At 60.4% G+C, this 13,385-nt stretch carries 11 protein-coding genes and 1 tRNA gene; 11 read left to right on the forward strand and 1 reads right to left on the reverse strand.

Going from position 1 to position 13,385, the window contains the following annotated elements; all coding sequences use genetic code 11:
* From lspA to Q0H50_RS04990, 7 genes are all read left to right on the forward strand, one after another.
* Positions 1-516 (forward strand): signal peptidase II (lspA, locus tag Q0H50_RS04960; protein WP_294419959.1); only part of this gene is annotated, 516 nt, incomplete at its 5' end.
* Complete coding sequence (locus Q0H50_RS04965) at positions 517-1,584, forward strand: RluA family pseudouridine synthase (protein WP_294419961.1); 1,068 nt, start codon at positions 517-519, stop codon at positions 1,582-1,584. It begins immediately after the preceding gene.
* A 94-nt stretch (positions 1,585-1,678) separates the two neighbouring features.
* The gene (gene hemH, locus Q0H50_RS04970; RefSeq protein WP_294419963.1) at positions 1,679-2,710 is read left to right on the forward strand and encodes a ferrochelatase; all 1,032 of its coding nucleotides are present in this window, start codon (positions 1,679-1,681) and stop codon (positions 2,708-2,710) included.
* Positions 2,703-3,914: a bifunctional phosphopantothenoylcysteine decarboxylase/phosphopantothenate--cysteine ligase CoaBC gene (gene coaBC / locus Q0H50_RS04975; protein WP_294419965.1), complete on the forward strand. Its 1,212-nt coding sequence runs from the start codon at positions 2,703-2,705 to the stop codon at positions 3,912-3,914. The genes hemH and coaBC overlap by 8 nt, the downstream gene beginning before the upstream one ends.
* A 137-nt stretch (positions 3,915-4,051) precedes the next feature.
* A tRNA-Pro gene (locus tag Q0H50_RS04980) sits at positions 4,052-4,128 on the forward strand.
* Positions 4,129-4,489: 361 nt separating this feature from the next.
* The gene (locus Q0H50_RS04985) at positions 4,490-5,320 is read left to right on the forward strand and encodes an ABC transporter substrate-binding protein (RefSeq protein WP_294419967.1); all 831 of its coding nucleotides are present in this window, start codon (positions 4,490-4,492) and stop codon (positions 5,318-5,320) included.
* The gene (locus tag Q0H50_RS04990; RefSeq protein ID WP_294419969.1) at positions 5,313-7,484 is read left to right on the forward strand and encodes an ATP-binding protein; all 2,172 of its coding nucleotides are present in this window, start codon (positions 5,313-5,315) and stop codon (positions 7,482-7,484) included. The genes Q0H50_RS04985 and Q0H50_RS04990 overlap by 8 nt, the downstream gene beginning before the upstream one ends.
* 225 nt (positions 7,485-7,709) lie before the next feature.
* On the opposite strand, the gene Q0H50_RS04995 is transcribed toward Q0H50_RS04990, so the two are convergent.
* Entirely contained in the window at positions 7,710-9,170 is a 1,461-nt protein-coding gene (locus Q0H50_RS04995) for a DHA2 family efflux MFS transporter permease subunit (RefSeq protein ID WP_294419970.1), read from the reverse strand.
* 571 nt (positions 9,171-9,741) lie between these two features.
* On the opposite strand from Q0H50_RS04995, the gene Q0H50_RS05000 reads away from it, so the two are divergent.
* The 4 genes from Q0H50_RS05000 to Q0H50_RS05015 all read left to right on the forward strand — a co-directional run.
* Positions 9,742-11,661, forward strand: coding sequence for a proton-conducting transporter membrane subunit (locus Q0H50_RS05000; protein WP_294419972.1), 1,920 nt, complete (start codon positions 9,742-9,744; stop codon positions 11,659-11,661).
* A 15-nt stretch (positions 11,662-11,676) separates the two neighbouring features.
* A complete protein-coding gene (locus Q0H50_RS05005) occupies positions 11,677-12,546 on the forward strand; it encodes an NADH-quinone oxidoreductase subunit H (RefSeq protein WP_294419974.1) in 870 nt (289 codons plus the stop codon).
* Between the two features lie 10 nt (positions 12,547-12,556).
* Positions 12,557-12,997, forward strand: a complete 441-nt coding sequence (gene nuoB / locus Q0H50_RS05010) for an NADH-quinone oxidoreductase subunit NuoB (protein WP_294163421.1) — start codon at positions 12,557-12,559, stop codon at positions 12,995-12,997.
* A gap of 5 nt (positions 12,998-13,002) precedes the next feature.
* The coding region (locus Q0H50_RS05015) for an NADH-quinone oxidoreductase subunit C (RefSeq protein WP_294419977.1) at positions 13,003-13,385 on the forward strand (383 nt) is incomplete at its 3' end.

The raw sequence follows: 13,385 nt of genomic DNA on the forward strand, positions 1-13,385 counted from the left end.
GACGCGGTAAGCGCCGGCCCCGCGCCTTCGGTGCGCTCTCAGGCGTTTCGTCTGGGGACGATGGGCGCATTGGCCCGTTGTTGGATTGCCTTGGACCGGGTCGTCAAGTTCCGTATGAACTCCCATGCCGCAGGCAGCGTTCTTTCGGATCCCATTGCGGGGTTGTTCAGCCTGCATCTAGTACATAACACCGGTGGAGCCTGGAGCATGTTCTCGGGCGCTACGGCCGCCCTCGGCGTCTTCTCCGTCGTCATGTGCGCGGCGCTTGCCGTTTTTGCGATCCACGAGCGCGCCCGCATCAGCTGGGCCGAGATCATCGGGTTGGGCCTTGTGATAGGCGGTGGCATAGGCAACGCCATCGATCGGTTCGCCTTGGGTTACGTGGTGGACTTCATCGACCTATCGTTTATCGATTTCCCCGTGTTCAATATCGCCGATATCGGCGTGACCTGCGGGTTGGCCTTGTTTTTAATCGCATGGATTGTTCGCGAACGCCAGCATGAGGAGGTGCGCTAGATGGGCGCGTTGAAAAGCTATACCGCCTGCGCCGATGATGCCGGTACGCGCATCGACGCCGTGTTGGCGGCGCGCGGGCTGTATCCAAGCCGCAGCGCTGCGGCCCGAGCCGTGGAAGAGGGCGCGGTCTACGTCAACGGCGCCACCGTCGCCAAGAAGCATACGCTGTGCGCGGGCGATACGGTGGTCTACGAGCTGCCCGATGCCCCAGAGCAGGGCCCGGTGCAAGGACAGGCCATCCCGCTCGATATCCGCTACGAGGATGACGACGTGCTTGTCATCTCCAAGCAGGCCGGCCTTGTGTGCCATCCGTCGGTCGACCATGCCGATGGGACGTTGGTCAATGCCCTGGTATATCATTGCGGCGTCGAGCACCTGTGCAACGTCCAGGGCGAAAGCGATCGCCCCGGCATCGTGCACCGCCTTGACCGCGACACCACCGGCCTTATGCTGGCCGCCAAAAACGATGCCGCCGGTTTGGCTCTCATCGCCGATATCCGCGATCGTGCGGTTGATCGTCGCTACCTTGCCTTGGTGCACGGCGTCATCCCGCACGACACCGGGATGATCGATGCACCCATCGCCCGTTCGCTCAACGAGCGCACGCGCATGGCGGTGCGCGAGTGCCCTTCGGCTCGCGATGCCCTCACCACGTTCCGCGTGCTCGAGCGCTTCGATCACGGTCCGCGCGACAACGGCTATACGCTCATCGATTGCAAGCTGTACACGGGCAGGACCCATCAGATCCGCGTGCACATGCAGTACGCGAAGCACCCGTTGGTGGGCGATCCGGTGTACAACTCCGGCGCTCCTAAGGATGCCGACGCGAACTTCGGGTTGGACCGTCAGTTCCTGCATTCCTTCCAAGTGGGCTTCACGCAGCCCATGACGGGAGAGGACCTGTTCTTCGCCGACAACCTGACCGACGACCTTGCTGCCGTGCTTGACAAGCTTTCGTCTCGCAGCCGTGGTCGTACCGAGGCGGGTAGGGAAGTGTTCGAGCTGCTGGCTGATGCGCCGCACCCCACGGCGCCGGTACATCATCTGGAGGATTTCGGAGCTATATAGTATTTGGTAACGTGTTTGCGTGCAGACACGTTGCATCAGGCGGCTGTTGAAGCCGCCTTCTTGTTTTCGCAGGTGAAGTTTGGAGACGGTTGCTATGACGGCATATGAGACACCGCGTATCGGCATATTGCTCGCGAACACGGGCACGCCGAAAAGCCCAGAGCCGCGTGACGTGCGCAGGTATCTGGGCAGGTTTTTGATGGACGAGCGCATACGGCCCATGGCCAAGGCCCCATGGTCGCTGATCCTGCATCTGTTCATTCTTCCCACGCGTTCGGTGAGGTCGGGGAAGAAGTACGAGAAGATTTGGACTGAATCCGGATCGCCGTTCGATGTGGAGCATGCCAAGCTTCGCACCCTGCTGGAGCAGCGTCTACAAGGCGACGGCGTTGATGTGCGGGTCCAGGTCGGGCAAAGCTATGGCGAGGACTCCATCGAGCAGGCGCTTGCCTCCCTCCGCGAGCAAGGTTGCACGCAGGTGGTGGCGCTTCCCCTGTATCCGCAAAGCGCCCATTCGACCACGCTAAGCGTCAAGGATGGTGTTGCTGCGGCTATGACCGAACTGTCATGGCAGGTGCCGGTGGCGTTCGTGGATTCGTACGGAATGGATAGCGCCTATGTCGAAGCGGTCGCTCAAACCGTTTCGGCTGCGGGCTTTAACGCTCAGGCAGGCGATAGGCTGCTGTTCAACTACCACTCCATCCCGATTAAAGATATCGAGCAAGGCGACACCTACGAACCTCAGACCGGGGCGACCGCATTGGCGGTGGCGGGCCATCTGCGCCTTGAGCGTGAGCAATGGACCATCGGCTATAACTGCCGATTCGACAAAAGCCGTGAATGGCTTCAACCTTTCACTAAAGGCGTTCTCACGCGTTGGGCACAGGCGCGAGAAGGCCGCGTCTTCATGGTTTGCCCGAATTTCGCGGTAGATTGCCTTGAAACCCTTTATGATATCGATTACGAGTTGGTGCCCTGGTACCGTCAGGCTGTTGAACAGGCAGGGCGTTCGTACGAGGGCAGTGAGCTCGTGTATGTTCCGTGCCTCAACGGCACGCCGATGCATGCTTCGGTGCTGGCGCATGTGCTTGCACCGTATTTGACCGGGAAGGACCATCATGAGTAGCGAGGCTGCAAAACCTCAGAAAACCGTGCTGCTGGGCGTTACCGGCGGCATTGCCGCATATAAATCCTGCGAGATCGTCCGCGGCCTTCAAAAGGCCGGGGTTCGCGTGAAGGTGTGCATGACCGAGCATGCCACGCGCTTCGTCGACCCCGTCACCTTCCGTTCGCTTACCCACGAGAAGGTGGCGGTCGACCTGTTCGACGACCCCAGCGATCCCATTCACCATATCTCGCTTGCCGAGGAGGCCGACGCCTTCGTTATCGCCCCTTGCACGGCCAACGTCCTGGCCAAGCTTGCAAACGGCATCGCGGACGACCTCCTTACCACCACTGCCTTGGCATGCACGGCTCCGCTCGTGTTGGCTCCTGCCATGAACGTGCATATGTACGAGGCAGCCGCCACGCGCTACAACATCGGCAAGCTTCGCATCCGCGGCGCCGTGTTCGTCGAGGCCGATGAGGGCTATTTGGCATGCGGCGATGTGGGACGCGGGCGTTTGGCCGATCCGGCCGCCATCGTTGCGCGCACGCTCGAGGTTCTTGGCGTGAAGCAGGACCTTGAGGGGAAGCACATCATGATCACCGCCGGGCCCACCGTCGAGCCCATCGACCCGGTGCGCTATATCTCCAACCGTTCCAGCGGCAAGACGGGGTATGCCATCGCGCGTGCCGCTCGCCGGCGCGGCGCCCGTGTGACGCTGATCTCCGGCCCGGTCTCCATCCCCGCCCCCTCGGACGTCCATGTGGTGCATGTGAGCACCGCGCTTGAGATGATGCAGGCCTGCGAAGAGGCGTTTCCCTCAGCGGATATCGCGCTGTTCTCTGCGGCCGTAGCCGATATGCGCCCAGCCCATGCTGCAGACCACAAGCTGAAGAAGGGCGCGGCGGATGCGGACTTGGGAACCATCCAGCTTGTTGAGAACCCGGACATCCTGGCAACGCTCGGGGCGAAGAAGGGCCCGCATCAGGTTGTGGTGGGCTTCGCCGCCGAAACCGACAACGTCATCGCCAATGCCCAGGCGAAGCTGGTGAAGAAGAACGCCGACGTTATCGTGGCCAACCGCGTGGGCGAGGGCCTGGCGTTCGGCACCGACGACAACGCCGTATGCTTCGTAGACGCCGAAGAGGTTGACGAGACGCCCAGCATGCCCAAGGACAAGCTGGCGGATGTCATCCTCGACCATGCCTTGGACTACCTCCGCTAGGCTTTCAGCCGTAGTTGCTCTGCGCCTACGGCTGAACTTTCTCGCAAATCGCGAAAAAGTTTGAAATTACCTCTTGCGCGCTTTCGTGGTTTTGGTATTATAAACGAGCTGCTTCGGACAGCGGCAATTTGAAAGTTCGGGTTGTGGCGCAGTTTGGTAGCGCACTTGACTGGGGGTCAAGGGGCCGCAGGTTCAAATCCTGTCAACCCGACCAGCTTACACAAGCGGGTCTCAAGATTTCTTGAGACCCGCTTTTCTTTTACTACGACAGACTCGATATTGCATCCCGATAGGCCCCATCCGCATGTTGCGGCTGTAACGTTTGCTTTTTGCACGCCTCGCATGTCGCAGCCTCGGCTTTAGTTTTGCGAGCGCTTCGCATGTGATTGCCTCGGCTGTTGTGTTTCGAGCGCTCCGCATGGCGCATGCTATCTACCGATGACGCTACATCTTCGTCTCTGGGAGCGGCCCTACATTTCGATATTGCGACGAGTCATGTGATTCGCCGTTTTTCCGAGGTAACACCTATGATTCGGTTATACTGCGTAGGGGGTGTCAGCGAGGTAAGGATGCACATGGGTAGCAAGAAGCTGTTCGCGCTTATTGCGCTAATCGCCGTTTTGGCGTTGTTGGCGTGCGCGCTTGCTGCCTGTGTTTTCCCAAATCCAAACGAAACTTCGGATTCAAACGAGTTGAAAACCCTCGTGATCGGCACCGATCCCTACCCGCCGTTCGTCTCCGACGATGCTGAAGGCAATCCCAGCGGCATCGATGTCGATATCCTCACCGAGGCGCTTGGCCGTATCGGCTATAAACCTGAGTTCAAATATATCGCTTGGGAGAAGAAAAACGAGATGCTTGCCAGCGGCGAGCTTGACTGCATCGCCGGCTGCTTCTCGATGACGGGGCGCGAAGAGGACTATCGTTGGGCTGGACCCTATATGAAAAGCCGCCAAGTCGTCGCCGTTGAGCCTTCGAGTTCCATTACCACGTTCGCCGATCTTGAGGGTAAGATCATTGCCGTGCAATCCACCACCAAGCCTGAAGGCATCCTGCTGAATCGCACGAACCCCGACGTGCCGGAGGTGGCGGGCGTTCTGAGCTTCTCCGACCGCTCCTACCTTGTCCCTGCTCTCTTGAAGGGTTACGTGGACGCCATTGCAGCTCATGAGACCTCAATCTTGCAATACGAGCAGGATTATGGGGTCGATGTGCGCATCCTCGATGATTCCTTGCTCGATGTCGGCCTTGGGTGCGCGTTCGATCTGAACGACGATCGCGGTATCGATGTTGCGCTTGCGGGCGCGTTTCGGGACATGATAGACGATGGCACCATGCGCGCGATCCTTTCGAAGTACTTCGATGATCCCTCGCCGTATCTGTGGGTAGGAGATGCGCGTGGCTAGAAACAATCACCTTGGCAGACGCTTTTGGGCAATCGTCGTCGCCGTTGGGGTTGCGGTGGCGTGCGTGAGCGGGTTGATCGGCTTCGGCTCGATGTTCCGGCAAGCTGCCGAGCGCTCCGACAACGTGGTCGCCTTCGCGAAATCGCAGAGTCTGATATATGATTCGTTCAATGATTCCGCTGCTATGACCAGTCAGGTGCTTGCGCTTGAGAACGCGGCGCAACTGGCTCGTAATATCTCCTATGGCATCGACGGCGTCGACCAAGGCGGTCTTGAGCGTTCCGTACGGCAACTCGGCTTGTCGAACGCTTTCGTGCTGTCCGCTGATGGTCAGCTTGCGTGGTCGTACTCCAATAACGACGTCACGTTCGACATGGTGCAACGGGAAGTGACGGACGAAGTCGCCCTCAAAGTGATCGATGATCCTAGGAGAATGTACGCTATGCGTATCGTTTTAGATGACGGCTCGTATATCGATGTGGGTTGTGCGGCGCGTATCGACGAGCCGGGCGTGGTCGTTGCGGGTTACTACACAAGCGAGACGTTCTCGAATCGCTATCTGCTGTCGTTGCAGAATATGCTGGCGGGCTACGATGTGCGGGGCAGCGGCGATATCGTCGTGGAATCCGACGGCAAGGTGGTGGCTGCCAATATGCTCCCGAATCAGGTGAGCGGGGATATCCAGCTCGATCCCGTTGATGCGAAGGTCGTCGAGGACATTAAAAGCCGCTGCGCGCTCGGTGAGACCGCGCTGTTGCTTTCAGGGTCGAAGCTTTATATCGCCTCCCTTGACAAGGCACGTGATTACTACGTGTACACATTCGTGCCCGTTTCGTCTCGTTTGGGCGAAGTTGCCGGGTTCACGGCCGTCGTCCTTGCGCTGTACAGCGTCGTTGTCGCCGTGTTCGCTCTTTCCAGGCGAAAATCCGAGCACGAGCACCTTCACGAGCTCGTGGTGCAGGAGCGCGAATACGCGGAACGCCTTGCGAGGTCGGCACACCAGGCGCAAAGCGCCAACCGTGCGAAGACCGAGTTCCTGCAGCGTATGAGCCATGATATCCGTACGCCTATCAACGGTATCCGGGGTATGGTGGAAGTTGCCAACGCCTACGACAACGACCTGGCCAAACAGCGCGATTGCCGGCAGAAGATATGGGCGGCATCGGGCATCCTTTCCGACTTGGTCAATGAGGTCCTCGACATGAGCAAACTCGAAAGCGGCGAAGTGAAGCTCGATCTGCGTCCCGTGAATCTCATAGAGCTCATCAACGAGGTTTGGCAAATCATGGAACGTCAGGCGCAGCAACATGGCGTGACCATCAGCTGCGATCTAAGCGGGGTCGTCCATCCCTCTATCGTGGCAAGCCCGCTTCATTTGAAACGGCTGATCATGAACATCGCCAGCAATGCGGTGAAATACAACAAGCCGGGCGGTTCGGTACGCGTCACCTGCACGGAGCATGCGCACGAAGGCGAAGTCGCCACGTACGATATCGTCATCGCCGATACCGGCATCGGCATGAGCTCGGATTTCCAGGCGCGCATGTTCGAACCGTTTGCGCGAGAGCAGCAAAAGGACGCCGAGCATGCGACGGGCTCTGGTTTGGGAACCTCGATCGCCAAGCAGCTTGCGGAGCTTATGGGCGGCAGCGTTGCATACGAGAGCAGATTGGGAGTAGGCACAACCTGCACCATCACCTTGCCGTTGGCCGTCGACTTCGAAGCACCATCAGGGCCGGGTGATCGTCATGCGTCCGATACGGTCACCTTAGAGGGTTTGAGCGTGCTGCTGGTCGAGGATAACGATCTGAATCGTGAAATCGCGGAATTCGTGCTCTCAAATGCCGGAGCGAGGGTGACATGCGTTGATGACGGCATCGAGGCGGTACACGCGTTCGGGCAGGCGGATGCAGGTACCTACGATTTGATTCTCATGGACATCATGATGCCCAATATGGACGGATACGAGGCAACGCGCGCCATTCGTTCGCTTGCACGCGAGGATGCGCGTACCGTTGCCATCGTGGCCATGAGCGCCAACGCCTTCACCGAGGACAAGGTCCGTTGTCGTGAGGCCGGCATGGACGAACATCTTGCCAAACCAATCGATTCGCAGAAGCTCATCAACGCCCTTACGAAGATCATGGCGGGTAAGACGAGATAGGGTAGAGCGACAAGGGTCGCGCGGTTCGTTGTCTGCTGATGAGGGCGGGTGGCGTTGCTTCGCGTTTGACGGTTGTCCCGCCCATATAAGCATGTGAAGGCGTCGGGTGAAACCGAAGGGACCGGCCCTGGAGGAGTTCCGAAGCCGGTCCCTTGCGACGTCGATCTTGTCAGATGGTTCGTCCAAACGCCTGTTGCGTTGGCGGGCAGTGCGTTCTGCGTTGCGCTACTCGGCTGCTTGTGCAGCGCTTGCTGCCGTGTCGCGGATCACGTGGGGCTGCTTGCGCGCCTCCTTGGAGACGCGGATCTTCAGCACGCCGAAGACCAAAGCCACCACGCCGATAGCGGCGCATGCCATATACGCCGCGCTCGTGCCCGATACCGTCGCATCGACGGTAGCCGTGCCTTGCAAAGCCGCGTTCGACGTGACCGTGGTCATGAGCGTGACGATGATGGCGGTTACCAGGCCGCCTGCAACCTGACGGCCGGTATTGGCGATGGCGTTGCCGTGGGCGATCTGGCTGTTCTCAAGCGCATTGATGCCCCAGGTGTTCACCGGCATGTTCGCCAACGACTGACCTGCAGCCTGCGCGGCGCACATCACTGCCACCATCATGATGGAGCAGCTTGCGTCCATGCGCGACAGGGCGAACAGCGCCACGGTCATGAGCGTCAAGCCGCCCACGGAAATGGCGCGCGGGCCGAATTTGTCGAACACAACGCCCGAGATGGGGCTGATAAGGATGCCGACCGCAGCTGCGGGCAGCATCGCCATGCCCGTTTGCAGCGCCGTCGCGCCCATCGCGGTCTGCAGAAGGATGGGCAGAATAGTGTTGGTGACCAGGCATGCCGCGTTGATGAGGGTCACCACGATGGCGGCAACGGCGAAATCGCCCGATTTCAAGCACCTCAGGTCGAGCAACGGGTCCTCAAGGCGAAGCTGACGGCGCGCGAACAGCACGAGGCAGGCCACGCCTGCGATGATGCATCCGAGCACTACGGGGCTTGCCCATCCCATCGAGGAGGCGCTGGAGAAACCGTACAGCAGGCCGCCGAACGCCACCGTGGAAAGCGCGATCGATGCTACGTCAAGATGTGGGCGCTTTCCTTCGCCGACGTTGTCAAGCAAGAACACGGCGCACAAAAGGCCTGCAATGGCCAGCGGCACGATGCAGCCAAGGCATGCGCGCCATCCGTAGGCGTCGATGATGGCCCCGCCGACGACGGGCCCGATCGCCGGTCCCGCCGACATCACGATGCCCGCCATGCCCATGGCGGTCCCTCGCTTCTCCACGGGGAACACCAGCATGGGAACCACCGACACCAACGGCAGCAGCACGCCGGATGCGGCTGCTTGCAATACGCGTCCGCAGATCAGCAGGAAAAACGTCGGTGCGGCCGCGCAAAGCGCCGTACCTGCGGCAAACGCACCCGTTGCGGCGAAGAATAGCTGACGGGTGGTGAAGCGGTCGATCAAGAAGGCCGACACCGGCACCATAATGCCGCTGACCAGGGGATATATAGACATGATCCACTGCGCTGTGGAGGCATCGATGGCGAAATCGGCCATGATGACGGGCAGGGCGGGGGACATGACGGTTTGGTTGAGAAGCGCCAGGAAGGCGCCGAAGACCACAACACCCGTGATGCGAACGCGGTGTGCTGCGGCGGAGCTTGCGTTGTTCAAAAGAAGATCCTCCAAAAGCCGATATGATACGTGTGTTGAAAGCGCGTTCAACGCGCACGGATCATATGAGCATGGAGGAGAGGCTGCATGCGCCGAAGGCGCGCAGCGGGCATGGGGCGCACAGCATGGAATCCGTGCGGCGGATGCGATGGAATATGTCGGCAAGCGATTGAAACATAACGGTGGGCAATCCTAACAAAAAGGCTGCCGTGCGTACGGACGTTTCCTTTATGTCATGGAATTGTCATCTCTGAACTTCGCACGCTTTGGCTGAGCAGGCTAATGGAAACCTTCGGCTCATACGCCCTTTGTTCTGCGCGCTTGCTTATACCCCAATATCTTCGATATGGTGAATCTCGCTTCCCCTATATGCCGTCTACCGGTATTTTGTTGTCAAAACGGACCCATTTACCGAGCATACCGTCCGTCCTCAATGCTGCGAGGTGAAACGGCCGGTTGGATGGTAGAGTGCTATCCGTGCCCGCCGTCCGGGCACGTTCGGCTTTATGCGGCGCTTCAAGCTCCATGGGGTCGGATTCGGCTAGCAAGGACAATGAAAGGGGGAGGCAGCGTGGCTCTCATCGGGTTTCTGATTCTGTTCCCGTTGCTCGTGGCCGGCGTGCTGCTGCTCGTGAACAACGAGACGGCACGGCGCGTCATCGTGTGCTCTTCAGCGGTGATCATCGGATTCGGGTCGGTTTGGCTTGTTCTGGCCAACCTGGGCACGCCGTGGGTCGGAATCGAGTTCTCTTCAGGCGCGATAGATATCGTGTGCACGCTCATCGGCTTGGTCGTCGCCGCGGTCATCCTTTGCTTCGGCGTGAAGTACAAGAACGTTCTGGCGTGCGTGCTCGCCGTGGTCCAGGTCGTCGGCTCCGTGGTGTTCGACGTGTCCGTGGCTCATGGCATCGAAGTGCAGTACGGTTTGTACCTGGACAGCCTCACGCTGGTCACTACGTTCATCATCGGCGTCGTCGGCAGCGGCATCTGCATTTACGCTCTGGGTTACATGGAGGACTTCCAGGCTCACGAGCCCGCCGATGCCAAGGACCGTCGTCCGAGGTTTTTCGCCCTCATGTTCCTGTTCCTGTCCGCCATGTACGTCATCGTGTTCTCCAACAACCTGTTGTGGATGTTCACCGGCTGGGAAGTCTCCACGGTGTGCTCGTTCTTGCTCATCGGTTACACCAAAACGCCTGAGGCCATCAACAACGCGTTTCGCCAGATCATCATGAACCTGGCTGGCGGCATCGGCTTTCTGGTGGCGCTGTTCGCCATCGCGCTGACCATGGACACGCTCTCGCTCGTGGAGTTCATCGCCGCCGGCGTCATGGCTCCGGCGCTTGCCGCCCTGCCCGCGGTCGCGCTGGCGTTCGCCGGCATCACCAAGGCGGCGCAGATGCCGTTCCACACTTGGCTGCTCGGCGCCATGGTGGCACCTACGCCTACCTCCGCGCTGCTGCATTCGTCCACCATGGTCAAGGCCGGCGTGTTCCTGCTCATCAAGCTCTCGCCGATCTTCCTCGTGTGCCCTGTGGCATCGGTCATGACCATCCTGGTGGGCGGCCTGACCTTCCTGCTGTGCAGCTTCATGGCCATCTCGCAGAGCAACGCCAAGCGCGTGCTGGCGTACTCCACCATCGCCAACCTGGGCCTGATCGTGGCCTGCGCCGGCGTGGGCACCCCCGAGGCCGTGTGGGCTGCAACGTTTTTGGTGCTGTTCCACGCCGTGGCTAAGAGCCTGCTGTTCCTGTGCGTCGGCACCGCCGAGCATCATATCGGCAGCCGCGACATCGAGGACATGGACCTCATGTTCGAGCGCATGCCGCGTCTGGCCCGCTTCATGATGGCCGGCATCATGATCATGTTCGTGGCTCCCTTCGGCATGCTCATCGCGAAGTGGGGCACGCTCGTCACCTTCGCCGACACCGGCAACGTAGCGCTCATCCTCATCCTGGGCTTCGGCTCTGCGGCCACGTTCCTGTTCTGGGCGAAATGGCTCGGCAAGCTTTCGGGCATCGCCGCCCATCCTTTGAACGTCGAGACCACCGTGCATCGCAGCGAGTGGATCGCGCTCATGGTCATGGCCGTGCTCTCCATGCTGTGCTGCGTGGGCTTGCCCGTCTTGTCCACGTACCTGGTCGAGCCTTACATCGCCGATGTGTTCGGCGTGTGCGCCCAGGGCGTCAGCCAGGCGAACCTGTGGGTTGCCGCGCTGCTTTCGATCGTGGTGTTCGTGGTGCTGTTCGGCGGCTTGGGCTCCAAGCAGGTCAAGCAGGTGCCCGTCTACCTGTCAGGCGTTAGCGTGAACAACGCCAACCGCACGTTCCGCAACTCCTTGTCCGGTGAAACCATGGCAACGTCGCGCAACTGGTACATGGAAGGCGTCTTCGGCGAGCCCAAGATCACCCCGGTGGGCGTGTGGGCCACCAGCATCATCATCGTCGTCGGGTTCTGCGCAGCAATCGCTATGCTGTGCGGGCTGCTCTAGGAAGGGAAGTGTCTCATGTATTTGATTCCCATCATCGTGGGCACCATCGCCTTCGCCGTGCTCGCTCCCGTGCTCGGCTGCTTGCTCGCCGGCCTTGACCGCAAGCTGTCCGCTCGTATGCAGGGCCGCGTCGGCCCGCCCATCCTGCAGCCGTACTACGATGTGCGCAAGCTTCTGGAGAAGGACCGCGCCGCGGTGAACAACGTTGAGGGCACCTATATCACCTGCGCTCTCGTGTTCGCCATCGTGGCGGGCGGCATCTTCTTCGGCGGCGGCAACTTGCTGCTGTCCGTGTTCGTGCTCACGCTCTCCAGCCTGTTCTTCATCATGGCGGCGTACTGCACCCGCAGCCCCTATTCGGAGGTCGGCGCGGCACGCGAGGCGCTGCAGATCATGGCCGAAGAGCCTATGAGCCTGTTCATCGCCGTGGTGTTCTTCCTGGCCACGGGCTCGTTCAACAGCTGCGCCGCGCTCGGCCTCGAAGTCCCGGCCATCGCCACCACCTGGATCGCCTTCCTGGGCTTTCTGTTCATCCTCACCATCAAGATGCGCAAAAGCCCCTTCGACCTGAGCTATTCGCATCACGCGCATCAGGAGCTCGTCAAGGGCATCACCACCGAGATGAGCGGCCGCACGCTTGCGAAGGTGGAGGTCATGCACTGGTGCGAGAACGTGCTGGCTCTCGGTTGGATCGGCCTGTTCTTCGTGTGGGGAAATCCCGTCTCCATCGTTGTGGCCGTGGTAGCCGCCTTCGCCGCGTTCTTCCTGGAAATCCTCATCGACAACAACTTCGCCCGCGTGAAGTGGCAGATCATGCTCAAGAGCGCGTGGGCGGTGGCCCTGGTGGCCGGCGGCATCAACATCGCCGTCCTTATGTACCTGTAAGGAGGTCGCAATGGCTTATTTCGCGAAATCGCCGTGGGTCATCCACTACGACGCCTCAAGCTGCAACGGCTGCGACATCGAGGTTTTGGCGGCTCTGTGCCCGGGCTTCGACGCCGAGCGCTTCGGCGTGATCAACACCGGCAACCCTAAGCATGCCGATATCTTCCTGGTCACGGGCAGCGTCAACGAGCAGAACATCTCGGTGGTCAAGGAGATCTACGATCAGATGCTCGAGCCGAAGGTGGTCGTGGCGTGCGGCATCTGCGCATGCTCCGGCGGCATCTTCCACGATTGCTACAACGTTATCGGCGGCGTCGACCAGGCCATCCCCGTCGACGTGTACGCCCCGGGCTGCGCGGTGCGCCCCGAGGCCATCATCGACGCGGTCGTCGAGGCCGTCGGCATCTTGGAGGAGAAGCGTGCCGCAATGAAGAACGGGAAGGAGGCGTAAGCGCTATGGCAATACCCGCACAGTATCAGGAGATCTCGGTCGAGGGCCTGCCTGCCCTGTCTGAGCGCATGCAGACGGAAGGTCACCGTTTCGTGCAGGTGCTCGCCGTCAACACCGAGGCCGGCATCGACGTGCAGTACACGTTCATGAAAGACGGCGTGCTCGAGGTGTTCACCATCAAAGGCGTCACGCCCGAGATCCCCATCCCCAGCATCACCGACCGATTCATCGCTGCGTTCGTGTTCGAGAACGAGATCCACGACCTGTTCGGCGTGAACGTCCGCGACATTGCCATCGATTTCGGAGGCAACTTCTACGTCACGGCGCAGCCTACGCCCATGACCATCATCTCGCCGGCCCAGAAGGCCGCCCGCGAGAAGGCCAAGAA

The sequence above is a fragment of the uncultured Senegalimassilia sp. genome (assembly GCF_934632265.1).
Classification (GTDB): domain Bacteria; phylum Actinomycetota; class Coriobacteriia; order Coriobacteriales; family Eggerthellaceae; genus Senegalimassilia.